This window comes from Methylocystis sp., from assembly GCF_021731785.1.
Classification (GTDB): Bacteria; Pseudomonadota; Alphaproteobacteria; order Rhizobiales; family Beijerinckiaceae; genus Methylocystis.
This window is the reverse complement of sequence record NZ_JAKFWS010000019.1, coordinates 13,299-39,377: the sequence shown is the minus strand read 5'-3', so window position 1 is coordinate 39,377 and position 26,079 is coordinate 13,299. Positions and strand designations below refer to the sequence as shown.

The following is a 26,079-nucleotide window of genomic DNA, read 5'->3' as shown; positions in this document are numbered from 1 at the left end:
CAACCCCGGCGATACCAGACGTTTTCGACAGGGCTTGAGGGCGCGACAATCGACCGATCGGGCGCGCTCATGGGGCCCGCGAGCCCCTCCGTAGGAATGGCGGTCGCCAAAGTCGCGCTGCAGAGCGCGCCCGATAGCGCCAATTTTAGGCCTTTGCGCATTGTTTTTTTCTCCTTTTCACGCGGCATGCCGCCGCCTTGCTGCGCTGCAAACTCTGCTGGAGCTCACGCCGCAACAACTCAACTGGGCCGGATTCGATCCGCTTCGAGAGGCTGAAACGGGACTTTTTTTGGCGTTTACGTTAAGCGCCCAGCGACGATGTCAGACGCCGACGCATCGCCGCCTGTGTCACGGATGAACTCCAAGAGCCTCCGGCGAAAGAAATCGCGGACGCGAGCGGCGGTCGTCGGATGCTGCTCCAGAATCAAATGAAACAAGGGGCGCATGATCTTAAGCGTCACGGCCGGCTCGCGGGCGATGGCGGTGGCCGGACGGAGCGAGGCCGCAACAAGCGCGGATTCGCCGATCAGCGTCCAGGGCCGGACGATGATCGGCTGCGGACGTCCGTCATCGTGCAGATCGAGCGCGATCGATCCCACGGCGAGCACATAGCCGCCGTCCGACATTTCGCCGCGGCGAAACAGAATGTCGCCAGCCCTCAGCAGGCGCGTGTCCGCCGAAGAGGCGAGCATTCGCAGGGCATTGGGCTCGAACATCGAAAAGAGGGGAATGCGCGCGAGATTGTCGATCGCGTCGTCCAGCGTCATGTCATCTTGTTTGGCGTTCCCCAGCGTCTCTATATGCGACTCGATATGCGGCGGCCTCAGGGCGCTAGGGTCAAGACCGGAAATCCTCTTCGCTCGCCGCGAGCCGATACCCGTCGCCTTCCGTCTTGAGCCAGCGCGGCCGTCCGGGCGACGGCTCGAGTTTGCGTCTCAGACGGTGAATGTGGGTTTCGAGCGTGCGGGTCGACATATTCGGTCCGTAGCCCCACACGTCGCGAAGCAGCGACTGACGAGAGACCGTCGCGCCATTCGCGCGCGCGAGCCTTGCGAGAATCGCCGCTTCCTTTTCGGTGAGCTTCACGCGCGCGCCGGAAGGCGCCCGCAATTCGCCAACCTCGAACCGATAGGGGCCGACGGCGGCGGGGTGAGGCGCGGATTCTAATAGCGCGACAAGCTCCGCAAAGCGGAACGGACGCGCAATGACAGCGTCGACGCCTCGGGGCGGCGATTTCGGCGCATCCGCGATGAGCACGACGCGGGTCATGCAGCCGCGGGCGCGCGCATCGGCAAGCGCTTCAAAATGACAATGCGCCTCGTCGAAAAGCGCCGCGTCCGGCCATTCTTCGTCCGTGGCGCCAAGACCGCCCTCGCGTAGCGCATAGGGGCCGAGCGTGGCGAACTGCTCAAAGAGCGTCGCCCGTAGCTGTGGTTCGGCAGCGATGCTGAGGGTGCGCGGAAGGGACATGAACCGGCGGTCGCTCCTCGCTTTGAAGAGATTATCTCTGCTATAGGCGGTCAAACGCGCCCGCGAGCGGCGCATCTGAACGCATCATGCATCCTCGATCAAACCGATCAAAACCCGCCGGACTGACGTTGCTGCGCGTCGCGCGGCGCATCGGCGGCCCACCGCATGAGGGAAGGCTGATCGCCGGTTCGCTCGTTCTCTCTTGCGCGCTCGGCCGCAGCGGCGTCACGCGCAACAAGCGCGAGGGCGACGGCGCGACTCCGGCCGGCCGCTGGCCGCTTCTTTATTTTTATCTCCGCACGCCTGCTCCTCTGCGCTTGCCATGGCGCCGGACCCGGCCGCGCGACCTCTGGTGCGATGATCCGGGCTCATTCCTTTATAACAAGCCGCTTCATGGACCGTCGCACCTTGGCCATGAGGAGATGTGGCGCAACGATCAGCTCTATGACGCCGTCGGCGTGATCGGCTACAATCTTCATCCTCGCGTGCGCGGCCGCGGCAGCGCGATTTTTTTTCACATCGCGACTGACGACCATGCCGCCACCGCCGGCTGCGTCGCGTTGCGGGCCCGCGACATGGCGCGGCTTCTGCCGCGGTTGGGGCGCAGCGTCGCGCTGTTGATCGGATAGCGCAGACAGCCTTCTCCCTGTCCCCCCGTTTCGCGGGAGAGGGGACGTTAACGAGCGGCATTCGTAGGGCGCTGAACGGCGCGACCGCAGCGTTGAAGCGTGACGCCAGTGCTGATGAAACGCCGAATCTCACTCCCTCTCCCGCGAAGCGGGTTGGGGAGGGGGCCTAGCCCGCCATCATCCGCGCGAGTCGGGGAGGGGCCGCCGTCTCAAGCGGGATAATCCCGCTCGCCCATGATCGCCGAACCGACCCGGACATAGGTCGCCCCTAACTGAATCGCGAGTTCGAAATCCGAACTCATGCCCATCGACAATTCGCTGATCCCATTGCGCGCGGCGATGTCGGCGAGCAGCGCGAAATGCGGCGAGGCCTGCTGGTCGACCGGCGGCACGCACATCAGCCCTTCGATTTTCAGCCCGTAAGCCTCGCGGCAAGCGGTCAAAAAGCTGTCAGCGCTTTCGGGGAGGACGCCGGCCTTTTGCGGCTCGGCGCCGGTGTTGACCTGCGCGAAAAGCCGCGGACGCTTGCCTGTTTTGGAGATTTCATCGGAAAGCGCCTTGGCGATCTTCTCCCGGTCGACGCTTTCGATAACGTCAAAGAGCTCCACCGCCTCGCGCGCCTTGTTCGACTGCAAGGGACCGATGAGATGCAGCTCAATGTCAGAATATTTTTCCCGCAGCTTTGGCCATTTCGCCGCGGCCTCCTGTACCCGGTTCTCTCCGAAAATCCGGTGGCCGGCCTCGAGCAAGGGAACGGCCGCCTCGGCCGGGAAGGTCTTGGTGACGCAGACGAGGCGAACGGAATGCGGATCGCGGCCGCAGTCCGCTGCAGCGCGGCAAATCGCTTCGCGCGTCGAATTGAGGCGATCTGCGGCTCCCATGCCGGCGAAAATCGCGATTTCTATGAAAGGGTCAAGCGCCGAATCTTTTGCGCCTTCGCAGTGCGGAACTTCGCACCGTCGAGCGCGTTAAGCTTCCGGCGGCAAAACGATGCGGGATCGCCGCGACAATCCTTATTGAGAGACGCCGCCGCCCTACCATTTATCCTTGCCACAGCATTGGAGGCCGACAATGGTCAATGACAGCCTAATTTACGACGGGAGCGCCACGCATCTCCATCTGCGCCGCAAATGGGGATGGATCGTCGCGCTTGGCGCGCTGATGCTCATTGGCGGCCTGTTCGCGCTCTATGATGTCACGACCGCAACGCTCGTGACCGTGTTTTACGTCGGCGCGGCGATGCTCGTCGCCGGCGTGATGGAGATCATCACAGCCGTTCAGATCCGGCCCTGGACCAGGGCGCTGCTGTGGGGCGTGATCGGCCTCATCACGATTGTCGCGGGCTTTCTGGTCTTTCGCGATCCGCTGCTCGCGGCGGTGTCGCTGACCGCGATCATCGGCGTCGCGCTGATCGTCGCCGGCTTGTTCAAGCTGATCCTCGCCTGGCACATTCGCGACGTCGGCCCCTGGGGCCTTGTAGCGTTTTCAGGCGTGATCAGCGTTGTGCTGGGCGGAATGATTATGGCGCAGTGGCCCTATTCCGGCCTTTACATCCTCGGCCTGTTCCTCGCGATCAATCTGATCTTCGAGGGCGTTAGCTGGATCACCGTAGGCCTTTCGGCGAAGGCTTGAGCGCCTCAGAATTGTAAGGGGCCGTCAAACGGCCCCTTAATTTTCGTCGCCCACTTACGACACCGGCCCTTTGACATCCCCCCGACCCCCCGGCATTAGAGGCGCAATCCCTTCAAACCGGACGCGCCAGCCAGATGAGACCCGAACGCTACAATTTCGCCGAGGCGGAGCCGCGCTGGCAAAAGATTTGGGAGGAAAACCAATCCTTTAAGTCAGGCGATCGGCCGGGCGCGGCCAAATATTATGTGCTTGAGATGTTTCCCTATCCGTCGGGCCGGCTGCACATGGGCCATGTGCGCAATTACTCGATGGGCGACGTCATCGCGCGCTTCATGCGCGCCAAGGGTTTCGACGTCCTGCATCCGATGGGGTGGGACGCTTTCGGCCTTCCCGCCGAAAACGCCGCCTCGCAAACCGGCGCGCATCCGGCGCAATGGACCTACGCCAATATCGCGGCGATGCGGGCGCAGCTCAAAACGCTGGGGCTGTCGCTCGACTGGTCGCGTGAGATCGCGACCTGCGATCCCGAATATTACGGGCGTCAGCAGAAGCTTTTCCTCGATTTCCTCAAAGCCGGCATCGTCGACCGCAAGAAGTCGAAGGTGAATTGGGACCCGGTCGACATGACGGTGCTCGCCAACGAGCAGGTCATCGACGGGCGCGGCTGGCGTTCGGGCGCGCTCGTCGAACAGCGCGAGCTGACGCAGTGGTTCTTCAAGATCACCGCTTATTCGGAAGAACTGCTGTCCGCGCTCGACGAACTCGAGCGCTGGCCCGACAAGGTGCGGCTCATGCAGCGCAACTGGATCGGGCGCTCGGAAGGCATGCTCGTGCGCTTCGCGCTCGCCGCGCCGCTTGACGGAACGTGCGAGATCGAAGTCTTCACCACCCGCGCCGACACGCTGTTTGGCGCGAAATTCGTCGCTCTCGCCGCCGACCATCCGCTGGCGAAAGCCGCCGCCGAGAAAGACCCGGCGCTCGCCGCCTTCGCCGAGGAGTGCCGGCGTGGCGCGACGTCCGCGGAAGCGATCGAGACCGCCGAAAAGAAGGGATACGACACGGGGCTGCGCGTCGTTCAACCATTCGATCCGAACTGGACGCTGCCGGTCTATGTCGCGAATTTCATCCTGATGGACTATGGCACGGGCGCGATCTTCGGCTGCCCGGCGCATGACCAGCGCGACCTCGATTTCGCGACGAAATATGAGCTCGGCTTCGAGGTCGTAGTCTGTCCGGAAAGCTTCCCTCCCCAAGAGCTCGAAAAGCAGATCGCCGAAAGCGGCGAAGCCTTTGAAGGCGATGGCAATCTGGTCAATTCTCGCTTTCTCAACGGGCTCACTGTGCCGCAGGCGAAGGAAGAGGTCGCCAACCGTCTGACGACGACGGCGCTGTTCGACCGGCCACAGGGCGAGCGGAAGGTGAATTTCAAGCTGCGCGACTGGGGGATTTCGCGCCAGCGCTACTGGGGCTGCCCGATCCCGATCATCCATTGCGAGACCTGCGGGCCGGTTCCGGTTCCCGAGGCCGATCTGCCGGTGAAATTGCCGGAGGATGTCTCTTTCGATAAGCCGGGCAATCCGCTCGATCGCGACCCAAGCTGGAAGAATGTTCCCTGTCCGTCCTGCGGCGCGCCGGCGCGGCGCGAGACCGACACGATGGACACTTTCGTCGACTCGTCCTGGTATTACGCGCGCTTCGCCGATCCGCATAACGCTCTCGAGCCGGCGAGCGCCGAGGCGGTGGCGCGCTGGCTGCCGGTCGATCAATATATCGGCGGCATCGAGCACGCGATTCTGCATCTGCTGTATTCGCGCTTCTTCGCCCGCGCCATGCGCGATTCCGGCCATGCCGCGGTGGCCGAGCCCTTCGCGGGCCTGTTCACCCAGGGGATGGTCGTTCACGAGACCTATCGCGCGCCGGACGGCCAATGGGTCGCGCCTGATGCGATCCGCGTCGAGGCCAAGGACGGCGGCCGCCGCGCTTTTCTCGTCGATGGCGATGTGGAGATCGAAATCGGCCCGATCGAAAAAATGTCGAAGTCGAAGAAGAATACGGTCGACCCCGACGATATCGTCGCAAGCTATGGCGCCGACACGGCGCGCCTTTTCGTTCTGTCCGACAGCCCGCCCGATCGTGACGTGATCTGGTCGGACGAAGGCGCGCAGGGCGCCTGGCGTTTCGTCCAGCGCTTGTGGCGCCTGACCGGCGAATTGGGACGGGTGGCGGCGCCCGTCGAGGCTGAACCGCCGGCGTCGTTTCACGATCTCGCGCTCGCCGTGCGCAAGGCGACGCATCGCTCGATCGCCCAGGCGAGCGAAAATATCGAGCGGTTGCGGTTCAATAGCGCCATCGCCCGCATTCGCGAATTCGCCAACGAGCTCACGAGCGCGCTCGACGCCGTGACCGAAACGCCCGTGCCCCCCGACCTCGCCTTCGCCTTCCGCGAGGCGGCGGACGCCCTCATTCGCCTTGTCGCGCCGATGACGCCGCATGTCGCTGAGGAATGCTGGGCCGATTTGGGCCACAAAGGGCTGGTTGTTGAAGCGCCTTGGCCGGCGGCCGATCCTACCCTGGTCGCCCAGGAGATGATAAGCCTGCCGGTACAGGTCAATGGCAAAAAGCGCGCCGAAATTCTCATCGCCCATGACGCCGACGAAGAAACGATTCGCAAAGAGGCTTTGGCGCAAGATGGCGTTCAGCGCGCCATGGAAGGCAGACCGCTGAAGAAGTTCATTCTCGTTCCGAAAAGGATCGTCAATGTGGTGGTTTGAAACCGCATGTCGCGCGTCAAAGGCTTTCCTCGTTCCGAGCGACCCCCAAAGTCCTCACCCTGAGGAGCGCCTGAAAGGCGCGTCTCGGGTCGAGGGCTCCTCTTTGCGCCTTCTAGAGCATCCTTCGAGACGCCCGCTGCGCGGGCTCCTCAGGATGAGGCTCCTGTTTGTGATGGTCACTTTTTCTTGCGTCCTGCCGCTTGCCGGCTGCCTCCAGCCGCTTTACGCCCCGGCGGGATTTGGGCTCGACGCCTCGCCGCTCGCGGTCGAGCTGCAGGCGATCGCCGTCGACGAAATTCCGCAGCGGCTGGGGCACTACGTCCGCAACGAGCTGATTTTCGGCCTGAACGGCACCGGCTCCCAGCCGCCGCCGCGCTACCGGCTGATGGTCGTTCTCCGCGAGCGCGTGCAGACGCCGATCCTCGACACGGTGACGGGTCGCGCCACCTCGGCGACGGTGATCGTCGACGCCGATTACCGGCTGGTCACCTTGCCCGAGGAAATCGAGCTGACGAAAGGCATCGCCTTCAATGTCGCGAGCTACGATCGTTTCTCGAACCGCTTCTCCAATGTGCGCGCCGCAAGAGACGCTGAGATTCGCAACGCCCGCGTCATCGCCGAATCGATCCGCACCAGAATCGCCACCGTGATGGCGGCGAGGCTGTCGCCAGTCCCGCCGCCTGTCCTGCCCAATTGACGGGTGAAGCGGACAGCGGCGCATCATGACGGCGGTCAGGACTCGCGACGCCGAACGCTTCATCGCCGCGCCGCCGGAGAGTATTTTCCTTTTTCTCGTCTTCGGTTCCGATACCGGCATGGCGCGCGAGCGCGCGCTGGCGCTCATCGACAAGCGCGTCGACGATCGCCGCGACCCGTTCCAATTCGTCGAGATGAGCGGCGACGCCGTCGCCGCCGACCCGCTTGCGCTCCTCGATGAGGCCAACACCACGCCGCTGTTTGGCGGACGGCGCGCGATCCTCGTCGAGACCGGCTCCAAATCGGTGCTGCCGGCGATCGATTCGCTCGTCGCCGCGCCCCCCGCGCATTGCACGGTTGTGCTGACAGCCGGCGCGCTGAGGCGCGACGCGCCGCTGCGCAAGCTTGTCGAGGGCGCGAAGCAGGGGGCGGCTATTGAATGCCAGCCTGACGCCGAAGCGGATTTGCAGGCGCTGATCGATCGCAGCCTTAAAGACGCCGGCCTGGTGGCCAGCGCCGAAGCGCGCGGCCTGCTGCTCGGCGCGCTCGGCGAGGACCGGCTGATGAGCCGCGCAGAGCTTGCAAAGCTCGCGCTCTATATGCATGGCCGCGAGCATGTCGAAGCCAAGGACGTCGAAGCGATCGTCGCGCATGCCTCGAATATTGCGTCCGATCGCGTGGTGACGGCGGCCTTTGCTGGAAACGCCGAGGTCGGCGCAGCGCTCGACGCTTATTTTTCGCAGGACGGCGACGCCTCTCAGTTGCTCTTCGGCGCGCTTCGCTATGCCGTCGCGCTGCACCGCGGCCGTCTTGCCATGGAGCGCGAAGGCGGGCGTCCGGACGCCGGCGTTTCGGCGCTGATGCGCGCGGGCTTCGGCTTCATGCACCGCGCGCTGATGGAGGAACAGCTCAAGAACTGGTCATCGACGCGCCTCGGCGCGCTGATCGAGCCGCTGCGCGCCGCCCAAACTCGGGCGCGCGCCAACGCCGCCGCGGCGCAAATGGAAGCCGAGCGCGCGCTGTGGAACGTCGCGCGCGGCGCGGAGATAAGAGGGCCGCGTCAGTCCCGATCCGGGGCGCCGAGAGGAAAATAAGCGCGATAAGGTCTTGCTTCGTCCACGGCTCTCGCGAAGGAGGGCCGCGCCAGCAGGCGCCGGCGATAGGCCTTTGCATTGACGAGCGCGGTGTCGATGGGATGCGCCCAGTCGGCGTAAAAAAGCGCTGGTGCCGCTGCGCAATCCGCGAGCGAGAAGTCCTCTCCCGCAGCCCATTCCCCACTTTTCATCTTTTCGTTTAGCCAGCCGTACGCCGTGTCTAGCGCTCGGCGCGCTTCAGCGACTCCAAATGAATCCCGATCTCCTTCCGGGCGCAGACGATCAAATACGATTCTTTGCATGGGCGTCATGATGTAATTGTCGAAGAACCGATCCATGAATCGCACATCGACCGCCGCAAGCGCATCGCGCGGCATGAGCGTCGTTCGGCCAGGGTGGTGCAGGTCCAGATATTCGACGATGACGCTGGCCTCCATAATGCTGCGGTCATCGTCGAGCAGAAGCGGAAAGCGTCTTATCGGCCAAAGCGCGGCCCACTTCCCTGCCGCTTGCTTGTCCTCGAGCGATCGAAATTGGAAGGCCGTGTCGTTCTCATAAAGCGCAATGAGCGCCTTCTGCGTGTAGGACGAAAACGGATGGCCATACAGCGTGAGCGTCATGATGCGCTTTCGTCGAGCAGGACGCTGAATCCGCCGAAGATCATGCGCTTGCCGTCGAACGGCATTGGCATGTCTTTCATGCGCGGATCTTCGTGCATTTTTTTGTGGGCTGCGTCGCGAACGTCTTTCGATGGCCAGATGACCCACGAGAACACGACATTCTCGCCGCTCTCGGCGGCGACGGCGCGCTTGAAGTCGGTGACTTTGCCGTCGGGCACATCGTCGCCCCAGCATTCGACGACGCGCAGCGCGCCCCACTCCTTCATGATGGGCCACATCTGCGCGGCGGCCTTGCGGTAATCTTCCTTCCCGCCCGCGGGCACGGGGATCACGAAACCGTCGACATAGCTCATTGCGCCGCTCCTTCTTTCTGGCACGCCTTCGACGCCGCCTCGGCGTCCATCCACATAATCTCCCAGATATGTCCATCGGGATCTTCGAAGCTGCGGCCATACATGAAGCCGAAATCCTGCGTCGGCGTCGGATCCGGCGCGCCGCCGGCGCGCGTCGCCTTTTCGACGAGGGCGTCGACGTCGGCGCGGCTGTCGGCTGAGATGCAGATCAAGACTTCTGCGCTCGTATGCGCGTCAGCGATCTTCTTCGTCGTGAACTGGCGGAATTTCTCATGGGTCAACAGCATCGCGTGAATCGTGTCGGAGAAAACGAGGCAGGACGCGGTGTGGTCGGAAAACTGTGGGTTCAACCTCGCGCCGATCGACTCGTAGAATGCGGTCGCCTTCGGTAGATCGGCGACGGGAAGATTGACGAATATAAGCTTGGACATGGACGCTCCTCCCAAAAACCGACCTTTGCGAACCTACCGTATAAGTTATAAAATGCAACAATGAAGTTAGCAAAAATAACTAAAAAGGAAGGATCTGGGCGAGGCTCCTCTGTCGCGCGAAGCTATGACGACGCCTGCGGCGCCGCCCATGCGCTTGATCTTATTGGCGAACGCTGGGCGCTTCTGGTGATGCGCGAACTCATGTTCGGCCCAAAGCGATTCAGCGACCTGCGCGCCGATCTTCCCGGAATCAGCGCCAATGTGCTGACGCAGCGGCTGGAGCGGCTGGAGGAAATCGGCGCGCTGAAACGGCGCAAACTGCCGCCCCCGGCGGCGAGCCATGTCTATGAGCTAACGCCCTGGGGCTATGAGATTGAGCCGGTCTTAGGCGTCCTGGGCCGCTGGGCGGCGCGCTCGCCGCTGCATGATCCGACGCTGCCTCTAAGCGCCGCCTCGCTGATGCTGTCGTTCAAGACGATGTTCGACCCGCGCCGGGCGAAGGGATTGAACGCGCGCATCGGCTTTCGCATCGGCGACGAGACGTTTCTTGTGCGCATTTCTGGCGGCAAATGCGACGCCGCGCGGCAGTCGTTGGATGGCGCCGCCGTGGTCTTTGTCGGGCAGGCGAGGGCGATCGCCGCGGCGGTCTATGGCGGCGCGCCGCTCAAGGCGCTTGAAGCGAATAGGGCCATCACGATCGAAGGCGACCGAGCGCTTGCGGAACGTTTTACAGGGCTCTTTCCGCTGCCGCAAAAAGCGTAAAGGTCACGCCGCGCTGGCGAGGCTCTCGAAAAGCGCGCGGCCGTCAATTCCGCCCACAAGCGGGTCGATGAGGTTTTCAGGATGCGGCATCAGGCCGAGCACATTGCGCCTGTCAGAATAGATGCCGGCGATGTCGTTGCGCGAGCCGTTGGGATTGGCGTCGCCGCCGACATTGCCGGCCGAGTCGCAGTAGCGGAAGGCGACAAGGCCGTCGCCTTCCAGACGCTCGATCGTCGCGTCGTCGGCTTCGTAATTGCCTTCGCCATGCGCGATGCAGACCTCGATCGTCTGGCCCTTGGCGTAATGGCGCGTGAAGGCGGTGTCGTTGCGTTCGACCTTGAGATGCTGCATCCGACAGACGAAACGCAGATTGGCGTTACGCATCAGCACGCCCGGCAGCAGGCCGCTTTCGCAAAGAATCTGGAAGCCGTTGCAGACGCCGAGCACCAGTCCGCCGCGCGCGGCATGCGCCCGCACGGCATCCATGATCGCGGCGCGGCCGGCGATCGCGCCGCAGCGCAGATAATCGCCATAGGAAAAGCCGCCGGGCAGAACGACGAGGTCAGTGTCGGCGGGGAGTTCGTGGTCGGCGTGCCACAGCATCGTTGGCTCGCGCCCCGTCGCCTGTTTCAGCGCGCGGGCCATGTCGCCTTCGCGATTGGAGCCAGGGAAAACGACGACGGCGGCTTTCATGGGAGTTCGATGCGGTAGTTTTCGATCACGGTGTTGGCGAGCAGCTCGCAGGCCGCTTGCAACTGAGCTTTGGCGGCGCTGGCGTCGGCGCCGGCGAATTCCACGTCGAACACCTTGCCCTGCCGCACGCTCGCGACGCCTTCGACGCCAAGCGACTTCAACGCGCCTTCGATCGCTTTGCCTTGCGGATCGAGAATGCCGGATTTGAGCGTGACGACGACGCGGGCTTTCATGCGCTGTTCCAAATTTCAGAAGATGGCGGAACGGTTACTGGCTCGGCGCGCGAAGCGCAAGCCGGCGCACTACGCCAAACCCGTGCCGCGATAAATCTCACGCGAGCGCAAGCCGGCGCCGATGACAGGCAGGTCGAGTTCATTTTCAGCCGTCTCAAAACGGCGCTCGGCGAAACCATTGGCGCGATCGAAGGATACGACCTCAAGCGCGTCCTGTGCGATCACCACATATTGCCTAAGTGAAGGCAGGGTCGCATAAGCTTTCCGCTTCCAACGCAAATCCTTGTTCGCGGTTGACGGCGAGAGAACCTCGAAAGCGATGATCATGTCGTCGCATTCAACGCCCTGGAGATCGTCGTTCGGTCGGATCAGCAGGTCTGGAACGGGAATGCTTATTTCCGACAGGCGCACGCCAAGGCCGGGGATGACCTCCCACGCAGCGTCTTTTCGCCGAGAGAGTTCAGTCAGCGCGAAAAATATGTTTCCGACAATCTTTTGATGCAGACGGCCAGCCGACGCGTTCAAGACCGGCTCCCCTTCGATCAGCTCCCATTTTTCGTCGTCGGGGCGCGTCGCGGTGAACGCGAAGAATTCCTCCGCGCGCATCGGACCTGAATCGAGGTGAGGAACGCCCATGGCGGCCCTTTGCGGATCTCTTACTGCACCAGCTTCGGCGCGCCGGTGCGGACGGTCTCGTTTTCCTGCATGATGCCGAGCCGCCGCGCGACCTCCGTATAGGCTTCCACCAGCCCGCCCAGATCGCGGCGGAAGCGGTCCTTGTCGAGCTTGTCGTTCGATTTAATGTCCCACAGACGGCAGCTGTCCGGCGAAATCTCGTCGGCGACGACAATCCGCATCATGTCGCCTTCCCAGAGCCGTCCGCATTCCATCTTGAAGTCGACGAGGCGGATGCCGACCCCCAGGAAGAGCCCGGAAAGAAAGTCGTTCACCCGAATGGCGAGCGCCATGACGTCGTCGATCTCCTGCGGGGTCGCCCAGCCGAACGCGGTGATGTGCTCTTCCGACACCATCGGGTCGTCGAGCGCGTCGTTCTTATAGTAGAATTCGATGATCGAGCGGGGCAGTTGCGTGCCCTCTTCCATCCCAAGGCGCTTGGCGAGCGAGCCGGCCGCGACGTTGCGCACGACCACTTCGAGCGGAATGATCTCCACCTCGCGGATGAGTTGCTCGCGCATGTTCAGCCGGCGGATGAAATGGGTCGGCACGCCGATGCTGTTCAAATGCTGGAAGATGTATTCGGAGATGCGGTTGTTGAGCACGCCCTTGCCGTCGATCACCTCGTGTTTCTTCGCATTGAAGGCCGTGGCGTCGTCCTTGAAGTGCTGAATCAAAGTGCCGGGCTCCGGGCCCTCATAGAGGACCTTGGCCTTGCCCTCGTAAATGCGGCGACGGCGGTTCATCGGGATCAACCGGGGCTTGAGAAAATCCATGGGGTGGGCTTGGCTCCTCCGAAGTCGTGTCCGCATGCAGTCGCCCGTTCCGGGCGCGGGGCCTCAGGGAGCGGCGGCGGGCAAGGGCCCGGGCCGAAGATTAGGGCGGTCCTAGCGTCTTTAGCCGCCAGTGACAAGGCCGACACCGCATTCTATCGCAAAGGGAAAGACGATACAATGAGACCGACAGGGCGGCGGCCGAGCGTTACCGTGGCCCTGTTATTACCTCTCGCGCGCCTGCGCCCACTTTTTGAGCACGAGTATTGCACCGCTCATTTTTCGATGCTTCCGGGGCGCCTATCGCCCTTGCGACGCGGGGCGTCGGCGGAAATTCAAGAGACGCGAGGACAAAGGCCGCCGACCGAATCGCCCGTTCCGCTCGCTCTATTTCCAGCCCGCCTGTTTCTCGCACTCTTTTTGGGCTTCAGGATTGGACTTTTCCCATTGGGTGACGGACCGAGTTTCACTGTCGTCCATCTTCTCGTTCATGCAAATGCAGTAAGCGCGAATAATGGCTGGCGTCCCGCCTTCTTCGCCCTTGTTATCGCTGATGCATTGATTGATCCATTTGAGGTCGTCGCTATTCATTTTCTGGGCGAACGCCGGCCCGCTAAAGGCCAAGGCGCATAACGTGCCGAATGCAAATTTCTTCATTGAACACTCCCCCGGCCTAATCCGACGTCGATCGGACGACGAACACTAGCATTTGGACCAATTTTGGCGATCCGGCGCGGCTTCGCTTGCGATTTATTTTCGCCGGTCTCCATGTCCGCGCCGCGGACGCCGCGACTGGCAGGCATTTTCGCGCGCATCGAAAAACGATGCGGCGCGCCCGCCTGCGCTTGGCCAAAATGGGCGGCAGGACGCAGTCAAGATCGCGTTTTCCGCCATTGGCTTTGCGCGCGAATGCGCCTATATCGAGCCGGAGCAGACGCGGTTTTTCCGCCGCTTTCCCTATCGAACAGCCCGCCGAGGACGCACGTGAGCACTTTCGACCAGCGCGAAGACTCCTTCGAGAAACGCTTTGTCCATGAGGAGGAGCTCCAGTTTCGCGCCGAGGCGCGCCGCAATAAGCTGCTCGGCCTGTGGGCCGCCGAAAAGCTGGGAAAAACCGGCGCCGAGGCTCAGGCTTACGCCGATTCGCTCGTCGCGGCCGAGGTCGCCGCCGACGCCGATGAGCGGGTCGTGGCTCAGGTCAAAAAAGATTTCGAGGCGGCCGGGGTGAACCAGTCTGAGCACCAGATTCGCCGGACCATGGACGAGATGCTGGCCAAGGCGAAGGCGGAGATCAAGGCGGGCGAATAGCCGCGCCTTACGGCGTTGTTCATTTTCTGCGGCGAAAGTGGCGTGATGCGCGATTCGTCCCTGAGAGCGCCGCGACAGAAACCGCTGCCTGACGCGTCTTATTTTTCGGCTGCGCCGGCGATCGCCGAAGAAGCGGTCCTGTGGCTGCGCTATCTCGCCGGCGAACGGCGCGCCTCGCCCCATACCGTCGAGGCCTACGGCCGCGACCTTGCCGCGTTTCTCGCCTTTCTAACGGAACATTTCGGGGCGCGGCCCGGCGCCGCCGAACTCAAAGCCCTTCAGCCGGCGGACCTGCGCGCGTATCTCGCCAAGCGTCGCCGCGACGGATTGGAGAGCCGCTCGCTGCTGCGGGCGCTCGCCGCCGTGCGAAATTTTCTGCGATTTCTGGAGAAGAAGGGCCTCGCCCGCACCGATGTTTTCAGCGCCGTGCGCCCGCCCAAGCGCCCGCACAGCCTGCCCAAGGCGCTCGCCGTGGCCGACGCCCGCGACATCGTGGACCCCGAACAGAGAGCGGGCGAGGCGCGCGAACCCTGGATCATCGCCCGCGACGCCGCCGTGCTGGCGCTGCTCTACGGCGCCGGGCTGCGGATTTCCGAGGCGCTGTCGATCGGAAGCAACGAGGCGCCGGTCGGCGCCGCCGATCGGGTCACGATTTCGGGGAAGGGCGGCAAGAGCCGGACGGTGCCGGTCATCGCGCCGGTGCGCGCGGCCGTCGAGGCTTATCTCGCGCTCTGTCCCTACGACCTCGGCGACGGGCCGTTGTTCGTAGGCGCGCGCGGCGGCCAGCTGTCGCCGCGCATCATACAACTCGCGGTCCAACGCCTGCGCGGGGCGCTCGGACTGCCGGAGAGCGCGACGCCGCATGCGCTTCGCCATTCCTTCGCCACGCATCTGCTCGGCCGCGGCGGCGATCTGCGCACGATCCAGGAATTGCTCGGCCACGCCTCGCTGTCGACGACGCAGATTTATACCGCCATCGACAAGGCGCGGCTCCTCGACGCCTATAAATCGGCCCATCCGCGCGCCGATTGAACCAGGCGCGTCATGCCCGCGCTTGTCGCTTGCATCCACGCCGCGACCTCTCGCGTGGATGGCCGGGGAAAAGCCTGGCCTAGACGTGCTATGCACCAAGGCCGCTTATTCTGGCGCAGGAGTGGGAGCACGAATGTTCAGCTGGACGCTGCGCGTCGCGCTGATCGCCGTTTTCGCCGGCGCCGGCCCTTTGGTGAGCGCCGCGTCGCCTGACGTCTGCAAGGGCGACGCCTGCGACGGCATTTTTGCGGTCGGCCCCTATCTCACCGCTTTTTTCGCGACCCAAGCCCATGAAGAGGGAACGGCGCAACGCTATTACCGGGAAATCCCGAGTTTCGGGCTGACCCATTTGAATATCGAGATCGCTGGGCGTGAGGACGATCCGACGCGACCGCCGCAATTCGACGACATCAAGGACCTCGACATCGACGCCCGGCTCTATTGGGCGAGAAATGACCTCAAGACGCCCGAACTCCTGAAAACCTATCGGGCGCATGGCGTCGCGTCGATCTCCTTCGATTATGATTTTTCCGAGGACGGCAAATATGTCGTCGCCGTACGTTTTCGAAGGCCGGACGGCGTGGAGCATCAAGGCGAACATATTTTCTTCGTGATCGCCTCGGCCGACTCCGACTACCTCATCGCCGGCGCCGCCTCGCTCTTCATTCTGGGTTTCGCCGTCCTTGTGTGGCGGCTGAGAAAGACGTTCACTCCACCGGCTCCACCGCGGTAATTTCGATTCCAAAACCCGAGAGTCCGACGAAAGCGCGCGGTCGCGCGGACGAGGAGCGCAGGCGGATCGAGGAGACGCCGAGGTCCTTCAAGATCTGCGCGCCAAGACCCACGTCCAGCCATTGCCGCTTGCGCGTTTCCTCCGCCCTTTCCTCCTCGTCCGCCTGGCGTCCGACGATGTTCGCCGGCACGCCGGCCGCGCCGTCGCGCAAATAGACGAGCACGCCGCGTCCTTCGCGGGCGAAGCGCGCCAGCGTCTTCTTGATCGTCGGCGCGCCGCACATCACGTCGGAGATGATGTCGGCGCGATGCAGGCGCGTCGGGACGTCGCGCCCGTCGCCGATCGCGCCGAGAACGAAAGCGAAATGCTGCACGCTGTCGAAAGGCGTCACATAGGCGTGGCCGACCATCTCGCCGGCCTCTGTGGCGACGGGAAAGGTCGCGACGCGCTCGACGAGCTTCTCCCGCGCTTGCCGGAACGCGATGAGATCGGAAACCGACACGAGCTTGAGATCATGCGCGCGGGCGAATCGCTCGATCTGGCCGCCGGTCATCACCGTGCCGTCGTCATTGGCGAGTTCGCAGATCACGCCAACCGGCGGCAGGCCGGCGAGCTTGCACAAATCCACCGCCGCTTCAGTATGTCCGGAACGCATCAGCACCCCGCCGTCTTTCGCGATCAGCGGAAAGACGTGGCCGGGCCGCACGAAATCGCTCGCCCCCATATTGCCGTTGGCGAGCGCGCGCACCGTATTGCAGCGCTGCTCGGCGGAAATGCCGGTGGTGAGACCGTGGCGGGCGTCGACCGAGACGGTGAAGGCGGTGGCGAGCGGCGCGTCGTTTTCCGCGACCATCGGCGCGAGATGGAGACGGCGCGCTTCCTCGATCGTCAGCGGGGCGCAGACGATTCCGCTGGTATGGCGGATGATGAAGGCCATCTTCTCCGGCGTGCAGAGCGATGCGGCGATAACCAGATCGCCTTCGTTTTCGCGATCGTCGTCATCGGTGACGACGACCATCTCGCCTCGGGCCACGGCCTCGACGGCTTCGGTGATGGAATGGGACAAAGAGATCTCCGGAACGCGCCGCTTGCGGCGCCTGACTCGCATATCTAGCCTCGCCGAGGCGACGTTTCAAACCACGGTGCACGCTGCATTGGCGATTGTCGTTCCCGGCCGGCCGAAGGCCTGACCGGGCAGTCCAGAGCCGATTCAGAAGGCTGGCGTTGCGCTGGATCGATGATCGACAATCTATTTCAGCTTCGCGTCCCATGTCGGCGAATCAGGCGTGCGAAAATCGAAGTCCCAATTGAATCTCTTGATGACGTTGTAGCCGATGAGGATAGAAACGTCGGCGCCGAGCGCGGCGCGCAATCCGCCAAAGTCATAGGAGATCGCATAGAGATCGCGCAGGACGCGACCGTCGCCAAAGTCGAGCGACTTGATCTTATACATTTTTGAGGCAATTCGGGCGCCGGCGACGCCGCTCGCGCCGGCCTTGGCGTTCACGGCCACGAAAAGCCGTTTGTGCTTGCGGATGAACTGCTGATCAACCGCCGAGACTTCCGCGCCTGAGTCGAACAGCCCGACGGAAGCCGTCGCGCCGAGGCGCAGGTCGACGCCGACGAGACGTTGATCGGGTCCCAACCGCCGAAACGGCTTGGGCCGGCCGCTCGCCGTCGCCTCGCCGAAGAAGACGAGCGCGCGGCGATCGATATCCAGGCTGAATCGCGCGCCGTTGAAGAAATCGAGTCCCAAGAGGTCGTCGCCGTCGCCGGCGGGACAGCGCGTGATCTGATATTTCGACCGCGCGACATTGTTGCCTTGATCGGCGATCAGTTCGAATTTCTGCGCTTCGACGTCGTCGCATTGCATCGTCGCGCCTGACGCTCCCGTCGAGATGCTTTTGCCGACACTCGGCAGATCCTTATTCCAGGGCGCCAGTCTGACGCGTGTGCTCGACGCCCCCGTGTCAAGCCGCATGACTCCCATGACGTTGCCGATGCGGACTGGCAGGTAAATGCGCCCGCCGTCATATCGATCTTCGGTCAAAGTCAGCGGAACGACGGAGCGGCTCCGCTCTACGCCGGTGGCCGAGACCGACACGAGGAGGGCCGCAAAAAGAAAAAGGGCGGCCGGTCGGAATATTTTCATGATCGCCACCCGCTTCGAGCCAGCGTTGAGCCGCTAGGAAACGCCTCCTGAGCTAGCCCCGCAAGCTCCGCGCCTTCCCCCTGTAGCGCGGCGAGTCGCGAAAGGCGACCTGCCGCTTCCCCTCCGAGAGGCGCGCAAGCGTTCTCGCCTCCGCCCGTCAAGCGCGTCTCGGCGATTGCCTCACCCCGTCATCGCGAGTTCTTGAGCAGCGCGTCGCGCGCCTCGACGATGCGACGGTAATGGGCGTCGGCGCCGCCTGCGTCGGGATGCGCGGTCTTGGCCAGCAGTCGGAAGGCGGCATTGATGTCCGACTTCTTGAGAAGGCCCTCGACTGGCAGGTCCAGGGTTTCGCGATGTTCGTGGTCGTCGATATCCGCCTGAAACAGGAAGGTCCGGCGCTTTGCGTGCGCCTCAAGACGCAGATTGACCTGATCTTCCTGCCATCTTCGGCGCGACATCACGAGACATTCGCCAAAGGCGATCTGGCCCCGCGTTTCAAGTTCGTCAAGACTGAACGGCCCTACGACGCCATAGGGCGGCGCCAGACATGCCGTCCGGCCGCTCTCGCCATGCCGGATATCGCCGATCGTCGCCATATCCAATATGCCCATCGAGCCGTTCCAGACGACCCATTCCTCTTTGTCCGTCATACGGAGCGCTCATGCATAAACGGCCCCGCGCTTCGCCTTCGTTATGCAAAAGCGTTCGCCAGCGCTGGACCGACCACGAGCCCATGCATGTTCGGAGCCAAAGACAGTCGCCGCGGCGCAGCCCGGCGCCTCCCGCGCGCGTATCGAGCGTGGAACGAAACAATCGCCCAATACGGAAATGCGCCACGCTATGTGGCTTGAGCCTTGCTTGTCATCCGTAACGGGAGCAGGACGCGGTGCTCGAGACTACACAGACACGCAGCCTCACAACGGAAAAAGACCTCGAGCATCCGATCGAGGCCGTTTGGCGTGCCATGACCGATTCCGAATGGCTCGCCGTTTGGTTCTTTCCAAACGACATCGAGCCGGTCGCGGGGCATAAGTTCACGATCTGGAGCCGTCCGATCGAGCGTTGGGACGGCGAATTCAAATGCCAGGTGCTCGCTGTCGAGCCCAACCGCATGTTGCGTTTCAGCTGGTCGGGCGGTCACGACGAGCTCAAGGGTTTTGGCCGATACATGAACACGACGGTTACCTGGAAGATCTCGCCGCTGCCGAATGGCGGCGCGCATTTCGTCTTCATCCAGGAGGGAATCGACGCCGCCCCCGTGGCGGACGCGGTCTATGACATCATGCTCAAAGGTTCTGAGAGCGTATTGAGATCGCTTGCCAAGAGACTGCCTGATCTCATCGAACATGGCGCCTGAAACGTCCTGCTTGTCCGAACACATCACAGCGGCGATCAATGGCGAGCTAAGAGTAACATGTCGGCCACATCGTCAGATTTGCCGAGCAAGCCTCGCGGCCTCACCGAACCCGCCCTTGACGGCGACACATTCATTGCGGACGGCCCGCTCGACTTTTCGGGTTCATCGCTATTTCTGCCAGAGCGTCCCATAGTATCGGCGCCCGGCGCGAGCGAGCCAATAGGGTTCGCCGGAAGCAGCTGCGAAGGAGGCGGCGGCGCTTGCCGATGCCTTATGCGCCAAGATATCGACCGTTTCATTTGGCGACCGCGTGTTTTTGGCGCCCTCCGAGCGCGATGCTTGGCGTTGCGCTATCGAAATGGTTCGCCGCTACCATGGGGTCGTCGGTCGCCCGAAGCGACGCCGGTTCATTGTCTGCGTCGGAGCTTCTGATGGAACGGAGAGCCCTCCGCTCGGCGTCGAAGGCGATGATGAGATCATAATTCTTCCAATGGACGATCACGCCGCATTGCAGGCGGAAATTGACGCGAGGACTGCGGGAATTCTGATCGCTCCGGTTCGAACGAGAGCCGGTCTCGAAGTCGTGCCGGGAGAGTTGCTCGTGCGACTGCGCGAGACCGCAGACGAATATGGGCTCATACTTGCTTTCGACGAAAGCTTTTGTGGCTTCGGTCGATCAGGCATGCCGTGGGCGCACGAATGGACAGGGGTAACGCCGGATCTGATGATCGCGACTTATGCGCCCGTCGGAACGCCGCCGCTGATCGCGCTCGTCGTTACGCAACGCGTGGCGCGAGGGGCTATCGGGCTCCCGCCGCTCGTCGATCGGGCCGCGCTGCTGGCCGGGCACGTTCTGATGGACGCGCTGTCGGCGCCGGGCTTTCTGGAACGCGTGCAGAATCGCAGTTGGCGTCTCGAAGATCGGCTCGCCGCGTTGTTTTATAAGCGGCGAGACGTCTTTACGGCCGTGAGCGGCCTTGGCCTGATGCAGGGCCTGACATGCCTCGGCGAGGCCGAACCGATGCGCGCGATGCTGGCCGAGCGCGGGTTTCTCACCCGCGCCACGGAGTCGGTCCTCGAGTTGTTTCCGCCGCTCACCGTCGAGGAAAGCGACATCGATGCGGCGGTGTCCTGCATCGATCAGATTTGCGCGCGCCGGGATTGAGGCGGAAACCATGAACGTCCTTGTCACTGCCGATTTTGGCTTGGTCGAAAATCACGCGGCGCGGACGAAGTCGTGATGCGCGCCAGATGGCATCCGCAGGAGCAATTGCATTTCTACGAGGGATCGAAATATTCGATCTTTTTACCTGGATCTCGGTTCGGGCAGGGAATTTCCTTGAACAGCACTCCGGCGAAGGCCTTCAGGCCGGTGTTCGTGCGCAGCGACAGGCGATTGGGGTCGGTCGTCCAGCTTTGATAAGTGACGATCCCACGGGTGATGCTGATCACCGTGTATTTCTCCGAGTTCAATTCGCCGCCCTTCGTCCGATAGCACTTCCCGGGCAGAACGCTTTCTTCGTTCATTGGCATATTGCTCACCTTGCATTTTGGCGCTGTGTGCATGGCGAATGAGCAAGTTCTAGACCATATAGAAGTTTCCGCAGGAACGATCGTTCGCCGCAACGTGATCGACGTCCGAAAAGACGTGGGGGCCCGATGTTCGCCGCGTCGGCGATGGCGAGACGAAGGTTCGGAGGCCCCGCAATGGCTCCAGGCTCGGACGATTTGAAAGCGATCACGGGCGGCACGTTGCGACATTACAATCAGCGCGCCGAAGCTTTCTGGGAGGGAACACGCGGCCACGACGTCACACAAAATATCGCGGCGATGCTCAGCCACATTCGCGGTGAGCCTCCTTTCACCTTGCTCGATTTCGGTTGCGGGCCGGGACGCGATTTGAGGGCGCTCGCCGAGCTTGGCCATGTCGCGATCGGGCTTGATGGAGCGCCGCGCTTCGTCGAAATGGCGCGTATCCACAGCGGTTGCGAGGTGTGGCTGCAGGATTTTCTCGCGCTCGATTTGCCTGAACGCCACTTTGACGGAGTCTTCGCCAATGCGTCGCTGTTTCATGTGCCGCGCAGCGAATTGCCGCGCGTGTTGCGCGCGCTCCGCGCCACATTGAAACCTGGGGGCATTCTGTTCAGCTCCATTCCGCATGGCGCCAATCAGGAAGGATGGAGCGACGGACGCTATGGCGTGTTTCATACCCCCGAAAGCTGGCGACAATTCGGGTCGGCGGCGGGCTTCGTCGAGCTTGAGCGCTATTACCGGCCTAGCGGCGCGCCGCGCGGCGAACAGCCCTGGTTGGCGACCGTATGGCGACGCGAATAGGCGGCGGCGCTACGTGTTAAGTGTGTCACGTCTCGCGCAGAGCCGCCGCGAGCGCATCTGGCTCGACGATTGGCAGCGAGCACACCGCTCCCCGGCAAACATAAGCCGTGGTTCGCTCGCCGAGCAAGGTTTTGCCGAAAGCCGGATGCGCGCGAGGCAGCGCGGCCCCGGGCGCAATGACGCTCAAAACCCGGCCAGGCCGGCTGACGCCGTAAATCACTCTCTTCAGCGCCGCCGTATCTGCGGCGTCCGCTTCGCCGATCACGACAATCTGCACGGTTTCTCGCAGCATCTCCATGCCGTTCAACAAAGATGAAAAACCAAGAACGCGTTGGCGAATTGTTCCAGCAAAGTCCTTCGCGATTGCCTCAGCGCGGTCGCGATAGACGCTCTCGCCCGTCAAATAATAGAGCTGCGCCAGCACCTGCAGCATCACGCCATTGCCGGAGGGAACGCTTGAGTCATCGGCGATTTTCACGCGCGCCACCAACGCTTCGGCATCGTCGGCGGTATAGAAATAGCCGTCATTTTGGTCGCGATAATGATGCTCGACATGCTCGACCCAGCGTCGCGCGCACGCGAGATAGGACGGCGCGCCGGTCGCTTCATGGAGCGCCAGCGCCGCCCGGCACATCGCGGTGTAGTCGTCGAGGACGGCCACATGACGCGCGCGTCCGCCTCGCCAGGAATGGAGCAGACGACCATCGTCGGTCGTCATCGCGCCGTTCACAAAATCGAAGGCCCCGATGGCGAGATCGAGCCAGTCAGGCCGCTCAAACACGCAAGCCGCCTTCGCGATGGCGGCGATCGTCAATCCATTCCAATCCGCCAGAACCTTATCATCGCATCCTGGCCTGACGCGGCGCTCGCGCAGCGCGAACAGGGCGGTGCGGTCTCGCGCCAGCGCCGCCTCAGCGTCCTCGTCCAGCAACTCGATCGATCCCAGGCGATTGAGGATCGACCTGCCGTGTTCGAAATTGCCTTCGCGACTGACGCCATAGGCGGGTTCGAAGAACGGCGCGCGCGCGCCCAGAGCTTCCCGTATTTCTGCTTCGCTCCACGCGTAGAACTTGCCTTCTTCGCCGTCGCTGTCGGCGTCGAGACTGCTGGCGAACCCGCCGCCGTCAACGCGCATCTCGCGCGTCATCCACTGGATCGTCTCGGTGACGCGCAAGCGATAGAGTTCGCGACGTTCGTCTTGCCAGACCTCCGTCAGCAGTTCGATGAGCTGCGCGTTGTCGTAGAGCATTTTTTCGAAGTGCGGCACGAGCCATCGATTGTCGGTCGAATAGCGCGCGAAGCCGCCGCCCAAATGGTCGTAGACGCCGCCTTGCGAAATATGATCGAGCGTCAAGACGACGCCGCGGCGCAACGAGTCGCGGCCCGTCCGCTTCCAGGCCCTCCACAGAAAGTCGAGGCTGGTCGTCTGCGGGAATTTCGGCGCTGCGCCGAAGCCTCCGTCGACGCGGTCGAGTCGTTGTTCCAACTCATCGCAAATGGTCTCAATATGTTCGGGCGAAACCGCTTCCCCTGATGCGGTCTGGGACAGGCCGGCCAGCGCTGCGCCAAGTGTGGCGACGTTATGCTCGATCGCATCCGCACGGGTGCGCCATAGCTCCGCGATGGTTTTCAGCACCTCGGCGAAACCGGGTCTTCCGCCTTGTGCAAACGGGGGGAAATATGTTCCGCCCCAGAAGGGCTGGCCGTCTGGCGTAAGGAACATGGTCAATGGCCAACCGCCGCGCTGGCCCATCATCATCAGGGCTTGCTGATACAAATAATCGACGTCCGGGCGCTCTTCGCGATCCACTTTTACATTGACAAAATGTTCGTTCATCAACGCCGCGACTTCGGCGTCCTCGAAAGATTCATGCGCCATCACATGGCACCAATGGCAGGCGGCGTAGCCCGACGAGAGCAATATCGGCTTTCCCAACTGCTGGGCGAGAGCGAGCGTTGCCGCCGACCAGGCCTGCCAGTGCACCGGATTGTGCTGGTGCTGCAACAGATAGGGGCTGGTCTCCTGACCGAGCCTATTGCTCTCGACGCTCATGGGGCGGCCCTCCGTGCGCGTTTCATCCAGCTGCCGGACGCGAGGCGCCAATTGATACTGGAGGATCACGCCGAGCCGCGGAGCGCAATGGACTTCGCGAGCGCCGCAAAGCGCGCGGCGGAAAAGGCGCTTCCGGTGAGAAGTAGTCGCGCGGCGCTAGGTCCCGCCTTGATGGGTTCACTGGCACCGCGCGTCCGTCAATGTGCGGCGGCTTCGTTGCTCGGGAGCACGTCGCGGATGCGCTTGCCTTCCACCCAGACGAAAGCACCGGCAGGGTCGGCGCAGGCGATGTCCTGTTCGACGATCAGCTTGTCGCAAAGCATGATGCAAATGGCGTCGATCGGCGCGCCTCTGTCATTTTCCTCGGTCATGCGGTCGATCGAAATCTCACCCATTTCCTCGTCGTTGACCAAATGGATGATAAACACTTCTTCATGGCCGGGAGCGCCATGCGCGTTCACCCGGAATGTTTCCCCCTTGTAGCGGAATTCCCGTATCATTCCCGTCCCTTTTTTCGTTTGTTGGCTGTCTGCGCGATCTCGCGCCTAAACGTCCAGGCGACGATTACCGCGTGCCCGGCGCGCACGCAAACTGCATGCCATTTGGGCGTCGTCGACCTGCGGTTTCGCCGAATGAGGCGCCGAAATTGCTTTTGCAGGGCAAGAGGCGCTCGAAAGATCAGGAATACGCCATGCCAATGCCCGCTGAGGAAATCCAACGTCTGATAAAGACAGCGCTGCCCGACGCCGTGATCGAACTGACGGCGCTCGCCGACGACAACGATCATTGGGCCGCGACGGTGACGTCGACGGCCTTTCAAGGTTTGAGCCGAGTGCGTCAGCATCAGCTGGTCAACGCCGCCTTCGGCGGACGGCTTGGCGGCGAACTGCATGCTCTGGCGTTGACGACGCAAGCGCCGGCCCGAGGAGAGTGAGAAATGACCGACACCGCATCCAAGATTAGAGGCATCGTCGACGGCGCCGACATCGTGCTGTTCATGAAGGGCGTGCCGCAGGCGCCGCAATGCGGCTTCTCGATGCAGGTCGTGCAGATTTTGAATCAGATTGGCGCGCCCTATACGGCGGTCAACGTCCTCGCCGACGGCGATGTCCGCGAGGGAATCAAGGCCTTCTCGAATTGGCCCACCATTCCGCAGCTCTATGTGAAGGGCGAATTCATCGGCGGTTGTGACATCGCGCGCGAAATGTTTGAATCGGGAGAGTTGACGGCGCTCTTCGACAAGGAAGGCATTGCGCACAAGCAGAGCGTCAAGGCATAACGGACGCGCCGTCGGATGCGACGCCGTGGATTGCGAACTTACCCGCAGTCCAGGCGAAGCAGCGGGCCTCAAGCCTACAGGCGCGCATCTCAATCAAGGCTGCGCGCCGCGCCGACGCCGTTCTCGTCGAACAAAATCTCCGTCTCTTCGCCCGCCATGTCGATGTGCGCGCGGGCGAGGCGGCCGTCAGGGCGGTAGTGGTAGGCGTGGCGCAATTCGACTTCGCCATAGACGATCTTCTCGCAAGTAATCATACGACCGCTGGCGTCGAAGCTGGCGCGAAAATAAGTGTTGCGATTTTCGAGAGCGTCAGCCCCGATCGGCGAAACCATGTTGAGCGGCAGCTTGACGCCGCTGTAGCTCAAAAAATATTTGAACGTCGGCGCCGCTACGCTTTCCATGTTGTCTCCCCGCGCAAGTGGCTCAGTGATTGCTTCGAGCCGGCCATGAACTCTCCGTCCGCCGACGCCGATGTCGTGAACTTCGGCGAACTCGATCCAAAGACCAACGAACTCCTGCAGCAAGGCGTCGTCGCCTATCGGACCGACCCCGAAAAGGCTGACAGCTTCTTCAAGCAAGCGCTGGCGCTGACGCCGCAGGAACTCGCGCCTTATTACTGCCTATACAAAATTCACACCTACATGGGCAGTCTCGACTGCGCCGCCGACGTCGCCGCGGAAGGCATGAAGGAGGCCACGCGACAGGCGGGTTGGCCGAGCGATCCCGCGGCCTGGCCGGCCCAGGCCGAAGCGCATGACGGGCCGGCGCGCTTCGCGCTCTATACGCTGAAGGCGCTGAGCTTTATCGAATTGAAGCGCGGCCGCCGCGAAACCGCCAGGGATTATCTCGACATCCTCTCCCGCGCCGATCCGCAGGGAAGCGTCGGCTGGAAGGTGATCGAAGAATTGGCGCAGGGCAGTGTGCAATAGATGCACATGGCGCGATCATGTCGTAAATCCCAACAAAGCATCGCGCAAAAGTCACCCTTCGGCCATTCTG

Annotated in this window: 33 protein-coding genes; 15 read left to right on the top strand and 18 right to left on the bottom strand. The window is 62.8% G+C overall.

The annotated features are described in order from the left end of the window. Positions 1–296 precede the first annotated feature (296 nt). Both QZ964_RS04520 and QZ964_RS04515 read right to left on the bottom strand, forming a co-directional pair. Entirely contained in the window at positions 297–767 is a 471-nt protein-coding gene (locus QZ964_RS04520; protein ID WP_292529214.1) for a cyclic nucleotide-binding domain-containing protein, read from the bottom strand. 70 nt (positions 768–837) lie between these two features. Continuing rightward, on the bottom strand, positions 838–1,470 hold the full coding sequence (locus tag QZ964_RS04515; protein WP_292529211.1) for a winged helix-turn-helix domain-containing protein: 633 nt from the start codon (positions 1,468–1,470) through the stop codon (positions 838–840). An 86-nt stretch (positions 1,471–1,556) separates the two neighbouring features. Between QZ964_RS04515 and QZ964_RS04510 the strand changes: the two genes are divergently transcribed. Further along, positions 1,557–2,099 (top strand): L,D-transpeptidase family protein, encoded by a 543-nt coding sequence (locus tag QZ964_RS04510; RefSeq protein WP_292529210.1) that lies wholly within the window; start codon positions 1,557–1,559, stop codon positions 2,097–2,099. Between the two features lie 209 nt (positions 2,100–2,308). Here the strand turns inward: QZ964_RS04510 and QZ964_RS04505 are convergent, their stop codons facing one another. Continuing rightward, entirely contained in the window at positions 2,309–2,980 is a 672-nt protein-coding gene (locus QZ964_RS04505; RefSeq protein WP_292529208.1) for a YggS family pyridoxal phosphate-dependent enzyme, read from the bottom strand. 190 nt (positions 2,981–3,170) lie between these two features. Between QZ964_RS04505 and QZ964_RS04500 the strand changes: the two genes are divergently transcribed. The 4 genes from QZ964_RS04500 (at position 3,171) to holA (ending at position 8,292) form a co-directional block, all read left to right on the top strand. Continuing rightward, complete coding sequence (locus QZ964_RS04500; protein ID WP_292529206.1) at positions 3,171–3,731, top strand: HdeD family acid-resistance protein; 561 nt, start codon at positions 3,171–3,173, stop codon at positions 3,729–3,731. Positions 3,732–3,865: 134 nt separating this feature from the next. Further along, the gene (gene leuS, locus QZ964_RS04495) at positions 3,866–6,502 is read left to right on the top strand and encodes a leucine--tRNA ligase (protein ID WP_292529204.1); all 2,637 of its coding nucleotides are present in this window, start codon (positions 3,866–3,868) and stop codon (positions 6,500–6,502) included. Between the two features lie 154 nt (positions 6,503–6,656). Continuing rightward, positions 6,657–7,199, top strand: a complete 543-nt coding sequence (lptE, locus tag QZ964_RS04490; RefSeq protein ID WP_292529202.1) for an LPS assembly lipoprotein LptE — start codon at positions 6,657–6,659, stop codon at positions 7,197–7,199. Between the two features lie 25 nt (positions 7,200–7,224). After that, complete coding sequence (gene holA, locus QZ964_RS04485; protein WP_292529200.1) at positions 7,225–8,292, top strand: DNA polymerase III subunit delta; 1,068 nt, start codon at positions 7,225–7,227, stop codon at positions 8,290–8,292. Here the strand turns inward: holA and QZ964_RS04480 are convergent. The 3 genes from QZ964_RS04480 to QZ964_RS04470 are packed head-to-tail and all read right to left on the bottom strand — an operon-like array spanning position 8,259 to position 9,696. After that, a complete protein-coding gene (locus tag QZ964_RS04480) occupies positions 8,259–8,912 on the bottom strand; it encodes a glutathione S-transferase family protein (protein ID WP_292529198.1) in 654 nt (217 codons plus the stop codon). The two genes, holA and QZ964_RS04480, sit on opposite strands and share 34 nt — an antisense overlap. Continuing rightward, positions 8,909–9,265: a DUF1428 domain-containing protein gene (locus tag QZ964_RS04475; protein WP_292529196.1), complete on the bottom strand. Its 357-nt coding sequence runs from the start codon at positions 9,263–9,265 to the stop codon at positions 8,909–8,911. The genes QZ964_RS04480 and QZ964_RS04475 overlap by 4 nt, the downstream gene beginning before the upstream one ends. Further along, the gene (locus QZ964_RS04470) at positions 9,262–9,696 is read right to left on the bottom strand and encodes a VOC family protein (RefSeq protein WP_292529194.1); all 435 of its coding nucleotides are present in this window, start codon (positions 9,694–9,696) and stop codon (positions 9,262–9,264) included. The genes QZ964_RS04475 and QZ964_RS04470 overlap by 4 nt, the downstream gene beginning before the upstream one ends. Before the next feature lie 60 nt (positions 9,697–9,756). On the opposite strand from QZ964_RS04470, the gene QZ964_RS04465 reads away from it, so the two are divergent. Then, on the top strand, positions 9,757–10,458 hold the full coding sequence (locus QZ964_RS04465) for a winged helix-turn-helix transcriptional regulator (RefSeq protein ID WP_292529191.1): 702 nt from the start codon (positions 9,757–9,759) through the stop codon (positions 10,456–10,458). A gap of 3 nt (positions 10,459–10,461) precedes the next feature. On the opposite strand, the gene purQ is transcribed toward QZ964_RS04465, so the two are convergent. The 5 genes from purQ to QZ964_RS04440 form a co-directional block, all read right to left on the bottom strand. Then, the gene (purQ, locus tag QZ964_RS04460) at positions 10,462–11,151 is read right to left on the bottom strand and encodes a phosphoribosylformylglycinamidine synthase subunit PurQ (RefSeq protein WP_292529189.1); all 690 of its coding nucleotides are present in this window, start codon (positions 11,149–11,151) and stop codon (positions 10,462–10,464) included. Further along, positions 11,148–11,384, bottom strand: coding sequence for a phosphoribosylformylglycinamidine synthase subunit PurS (gene purS / locus QZ964_RS04455; protein ID WP_292529188.1), 237 nt, complete (start codon positions 11,382–11,384; stop codon positions 11,148–11,150). The genes purQ and purS overlap by 4 nt, the downstream gene beginning before the upstream one ends. Before the next feature lie 69 nt (positions 11,385–11,453). After that, positions 11,454–12,020: a Uma2 family endonuclease gene (locus tag QZ964_RS04450; protein ID WP_292529187.1), complete on the bottom strand. Its 567-nt coding sequence runs from the start codon at positions 12,018–12,020 to the stop codon at positions 11,454–11,456. 20 nt (positions 12,021–12,040) lie between these two features. Next, a complete protein-coding gene (gene purC, locus QZ964_RS04445; protein WP_292529184.1) occupies positions 12,041–12,835 on the bottom strand; it encodes a phosphoribosylaminoimidazolesuccinocarboxamide synthase in 795 nt (264 codons plus the stop codon). Between the two features lie 384 nt (positions 12,836–13,219). After that, on the bottom strand, positions 13,220–13,489 hold the full coding sequence (locus QZ964_RS04440; RefSeq protein WP_292529181.1) for a hypothetical protein: 270 nt from the start codon (positions 13,487–13,489) through the stop codon (positions 13,220–13,222). Between the two features lie 327 nt (positions 13,490–13,816). On the opposite strand from QZ964_RS04440, the gene QZ964_RS04435 reads away from it, so the two are divergent. The 3 genes from QZ964_RS04435 (at position 13,817) to QZ964_RS04425 (ending at position 15,905) form a co-directional block, all read left to right on the top strand. Next, entirely contained in the window at positions 13,817–14,140 is a 324-nt protein-coding gene (locus QZ964_RS04435; RefSeq protein ID WP_292529179.1) for a DUF1476 domain-containing protein, read from the top strand. Between the two features lie 45 nt (positions 14,141–14,185). Continuing rightward, entirely contained in the window at positions 14,186–15,172 is a 987-nt protein-coding gene (locus QZ964_RS04430) for a tyrosine recombinase XerC (RefSeq protein ID WP_292529177.1), read from the top strand. Positions 15,173–15,305: 133 nt separating this feature from the next. Beyond that, the gene (locus QZ964_RS04425) at positions 15,306–15,905 is read left to right on the top strand and encodes a hypothetical protein (RefSeq protein WP_292529175.1); all 600 of its coding nucleotides are present in this window, start codon (positions 15,306–15,308) and stop codon (positions 15,903–15,905) included. On the opposite strand, the gene ribB is transcribed toward QZ964_RS04425, so the two are convergent. From ribB to QZ964_RS04410, 3 genes are all read right to left on the bottom strand, one after another. After that, on the bottom strand, positions 15,880–16,971 hold the full coding sequence (gene ribB, locus QZ964_RS04420; protein WP_292529172.1) for a 3,4-dihydroxy-2-butanone-4-phosphate synthase: 1,092 nt from the start codon (positions 16,969–16,971) through the stop codon (positions 15,880–15,882). The two genes, QZ964_RS04425 and ribB, sit on opposite strands and share 26 nt — an antisense overlap. A 183-nt stretch (positions 16,972–17,154) precedes the next feature. Further along, on the bottom strand, positions 17,155–18,057 hold the full coding sequence (locus QZ964_RS04415; RefSeq protein WP_292529170.1) for a hypothetical protein: 903 nt from the start codon (positions 18,055–18,057) through the stop codon (positions 17,155–17,157). A 188-nt stretch (positions 18,058–18,245) separates the two neighbouring features. After that, complete coding sequence (locus QZ964_RS04410; protein ID WP_292529167.1) at positions 18,246–18,707, bottom strand: J domain-containing protein; 462 nt, start codon at positions 18,705–18,707, stop codon at positions 18,246–18,248. Positions 18,708–18,943: 236 nt separating this feature from the next. On the opposite strand from QZ964_RS04410, the gene QZ964_RS04405 reads away from it, so the two are divergent. Continuing rightward, on the top strand, positions 18,944–19,414 hold the full coding sequence (locus QZ964_RS04405) for an SRPBCC domain-containing protein (RefSeq protein ID WP_292529166.1): 471 nt from the start codon (positions 18,944–18,946) through the stop codon (positions 19,412–19,414). Positions 19,415–19,904: 490 nt separating this feature from the next. After that, positions 19,905–20,579 carry an aminotransferase class III-fold pyridoxal phosphate-dependent enzyme gene (locus QZ964_RS04400; RefSeq protein ID WP_292529164.1) on the top strand — a complete coding sequence of 225 codons (675 nt, stop codon included), beginning with the start codon at positions 19,905–19,907 and terminating at the stop codon, positions 20,577–20,579. Positions 20,580–20,692: 113 nt separating this feature from the next. On the opposite strand, the gene QZ964_RS04395 is transcribed toward QZ964_RS04400, so the two are convergent. Next, positions 20,693–20,941 (bottom strand): hypothetical protein, encoded by a 249-nt coding sequence (locus tag QZ964_RS04395; RefSeq protein ID WP_292529162.1) that lies wholly within the window; start codon positions 20,939–20,941, stop codon positions 20,693–20,695. Positions 20,942–21,121: 180 nt separating this feature from the next. Between QZ964_RS04395 and QZ964_RS04390 the strand changes: the two genes are divergently transcribed. Next, positions 21,122–21,748, top strand: coding sequence for a bifunctional 2-polyprenyl-6-hydroxyphenol methylase/3-demethylubiquinol 3-O-methyltransferase UbiG (locus tag QZ964_RS04390; RefSeq protein WP_292529161.1), 627 nt, complete (start codon positions 21,122–21,124; stop codon positions 21,746–21,748). Positions 21,749–21,773: 25 nt separating this feature from the next. On the opposite strand, the gene QZ964_RS04385 is transcribed toward QZ964_RS04390, so the two are convergent. After that, a complete protein-coding gene (locus QZ964_RS04385) occupies positions 21,774–23,801 on the bottom strand; it encodes a thioredoxin domain-containing protein (protein ID WP_292529159.1) in 2,028 nt (675 codons plus the stop codon). Positions 23,802–23,998: 197 nt separating this feature from the next. Further along, the gene (locus QZ964_RS04380; protein ID WP_292529157.1) at positions 23,999–24,301 is read right to left on the bottom strand and encodes a hypothetical protein; all 303 of its coding nucleotides are present in this window, start codon (positions 24,299–24,301) and stop codon (positions 23,999–24,001) included. 191 nt (positions 24,302–24,492) lie between these two features. Here QZ964_RS04380 and QZ964_RS04375 point away from each other — a divergent pair, with 191 nt between their 5' ends. Both QZ964_RS04375 and grxD read left to right on the top strand, forming a co-directional pair. Further along, positions 24,493–24,735 (top strand): BolA/IbaG family iron-sulfur metabolism protein, encoded by a 243-nt coding sequence (locus QZ964_RS04375; RefSeq protein WP_292529156.1) that lies wholly within the window; start codon positions 24,493–24,495, stop codon positions 24,733–24,735. 3 nt (positions 24,736–24,738) lie between these two features. Continuing rightward, positions 24,739–25,080: a Grx4 family monothiol glutaredoxin gene (gene grxD / locus QZ964_RS04370; protein ID WP_292529155.1), complete on the top strand. Its 342-nt coding sequence runs from the start codon at positions 24,739–24,741 to the stop codon at positions 25,078–25,080. Positions 25,081–25,169: 89 nt separating this feature from the next. Here the strand turns inward: grxD and QZ964_RS04365 are convergent, their stop codons facing one another. Further along, positions 25,170–25,481 carry a DUF6156 family protein gene (locus tag QZ964_RS04365; protein WP_292529153.1) on the bottom strand — a complete coding sequence of 104 codons (312 nt, stop codon included), beginning with the start codon at positions 25,479–25,481 and terminating at the stop codon, positions 25,170–25,172. A 45-nt stretch (positions 25,482–25,526) separates the two neighbouring features. Between QZ964_RS04365 and QZ964_RS04360 the strand changes: the two genes are divergently transcribed. After that, entirely contained in the window at positions 25,527–26,009 is a 483-nt protein-coding gene (locus tag QZ964_RS04360) for a hypothetical protein (RefSeq protein WP_292529152.1), read from the top strand. Positions 26,010–26,079 lie beyond the last annotated feature (70 nt).

Coding starts and splice junctions, on each gene's coding strand:
- QZ964_RS04375 (WP_292529156.1), top strand. CDS start 24,493: ATGCCAATGCCCGCTGAGGAAATCCAACGTCTGATAAAGACAGCGCTG.
- purQ (WP_292529189.1), bottom strand. CDS start 11,151: ATGAAAGCCGCCGTCGTCGTTTTCCCTGGCTCCAATCGCGAAGGCGAC.
- QZ964_RS04425 (WP_292529175.1), top strand. CDS start 15,306: ATGTTCAGCTGGACGCTGCGCGTCGCGCTGATCGCCGTTTTCGCCGGC.
- QZ964_RS04505 (WP_292529208.1), bottom strand. CDS start 2,980: ATGGGAGCCGCAGATCGCCTCAATTCGACGCGCGAAGCGATTTGCCGC.
- QZ964_RS04465 (WP_292529191.1), top strand. CDS start 9,757: ATGAAGTTAGCAAAAATAACTAAAAAGGAAGGATCTGGGCGAGGCTCC.
- lptE (WP_292529202.1), top strand. CDS start 6,657: ATGAGGCTCCTGTTTGTGATGGTCACTTTTTCTTGCGTCCTGCCGCTT.
- QZ964_RS04470 (WP_292529194.1), bottom strand. CDS start 9,696: ATGTCCAAGCTTATATTCGTCAATCTTCCCGTCGCCGATCTACCGAAG.
- QZ964_RS04475 (WP_292529196.1), bottom strand. CDS start 9,265: ATGAGCTATGTCGACGGTTTCGTGATCCCCGTGCCCGCGGGCGGGAAG.
- QZ964_RS04395 (WP_292529162.1), bottom strand. CDS start 20,941: ATGAACGAAGAAAGCGTTCTGCCCGGGAAGTGCTATCGGACGAAGGGC.
- QZ964_RS04380 (WP_292529157.1), bottom strand. CDS start 24,301: ATGATACGGGAATTCCGCTACAAGGGGGAAACATTCCGGGTGAACGCG.
- QZ964_RS04385 (WP_292529159.1), bottom strand. CDS start 23,801: ATGAGCGTCGAGAGCAATAGGCTCGGTCAGGAGACCAGCCCCTATCTG.
- QZ964_RS04520 (WP_292529214.1), bottom strand. CDS start 767: ATGACGCTGGACGACGCGATCGACAATCTCGCGCGCATTCCCCTCTTT.
- QZ964_RS04515 (WP_292529211.1), bottom strand. CDS start 1,470: ATGTCCCTTCCGCGCACCCTCAGCATCGCTGCCGAACCACAGCTACGG.
- purS (WP_292529188.1), bottom strand. CDS start 11,384: ATGAAAGCCCGCGTCGTCGTCACGCTCAAATCCGGCATTCTCGATCCG.
- grxD (WP_292529155.1), top strand. CDS start 24,739: ATGACCGACACCGCATCCAAGATTAGAGGCATCGTCGACGGCGCCGAC.
- leuS (WP_292529204.1), top strand. CDS start 3,866: ATGAGACCCGAACGCTACAATTTCGCCGAGGCGGAGCCGCGCTGGCAA.
- holA (WP_292529200.1), top strand. CDS start 7,225: ATGACGGCGGTCAGGACTCGCGACGCCGAACGCTTCATCGCCGCGCCG.
- QZ964_RS04390 (WP_292529161.1), top strand. CDS start 21,122: ATGGCTCCAGGCTCGGACGATTTGAAAGCGATCACGGGCGGCACGTTG.
- QZ964_RS04415 (WP_292529170.1), bottom strand. CDS start 18,057: ATGAAAATATTCCGACCGGCCGCCCTTTTTCTTTTTGCGGCCCTCCTC.
- purC (WP_292529184.1), bottom strand. CDS start 12,835: ATGGATTTTCTCAAGCCCCGGTTGATCCCGATGAACCGCCGTCGCCGC.
- QZ964_RS04510 (WP_292529210.1), top strand. CDS start 1,557: ATGCATCCTCGATCAAACCGATCAAAACCCGCCGGACTGACGTTGCTG.
- QZ964_RS04450 (WP_292529187.1), bottom strand. CDS start 12,020: ATGGGCGTTCCTCACCTCGATTCAGGTCCGATGCGCGCGGAGGAATTC.
- QZ964_RS04365 (WP_292529153.1), bottom strand. CDS start 25,481: ATGGAAAGCGTAGCGGCGCCGACGTTCAAATATTTTTTGAGCTACAGC.
- QZ964_RS04430 (WP_292529177.1), top strand. CDS start 14,186: ATGCGCGATTCGTCCCTGAGAGCGCCGCGACAGAAACCGCTGCCTGAC.
- QZ964_RS04410 (WP_292529167.1), bottom strand. CDS start 18,707: ATGACGGACAAAGAGGAATGGGTCGTCTGGAACGGCTCGATGGGCATA.
- QZ964_RS04360 (WP_292529152.1), top strand. CDS start 25,527: ATGAACTCTCCGTCCGCCGACGCCGATGTCGTGAACTTCGGCGAACTC.
- QZ964_RS04480 (WP_292529198.1), bottom strand. CDS start 8,912: ATGACGCTCACGCTGTATGGCCATCCGTTTTCGTCCTACACGCAGAAG.
- QZ964_RS04440 (WP_292529181.1), bottom strand. CDS start 13,489: ATGAAGAAATTTGCATTCGGCACGTTATGCGCCTTGGCCTTTAGCGGG.
- QZ964_RS04500 (WP_292529206.1), top strand. CDS start 3,171: ATGGTCAATGACAGCCTAATTTACGACGGGAGCGCCACGCATCTCCAT.
- QZ964_RS04400 (WP_292529164.1), top strand. CDS start 19,905: ATGGACGATCACGCCGCATTGCAGGCGGAAATTGACGCGAGGACTGCG.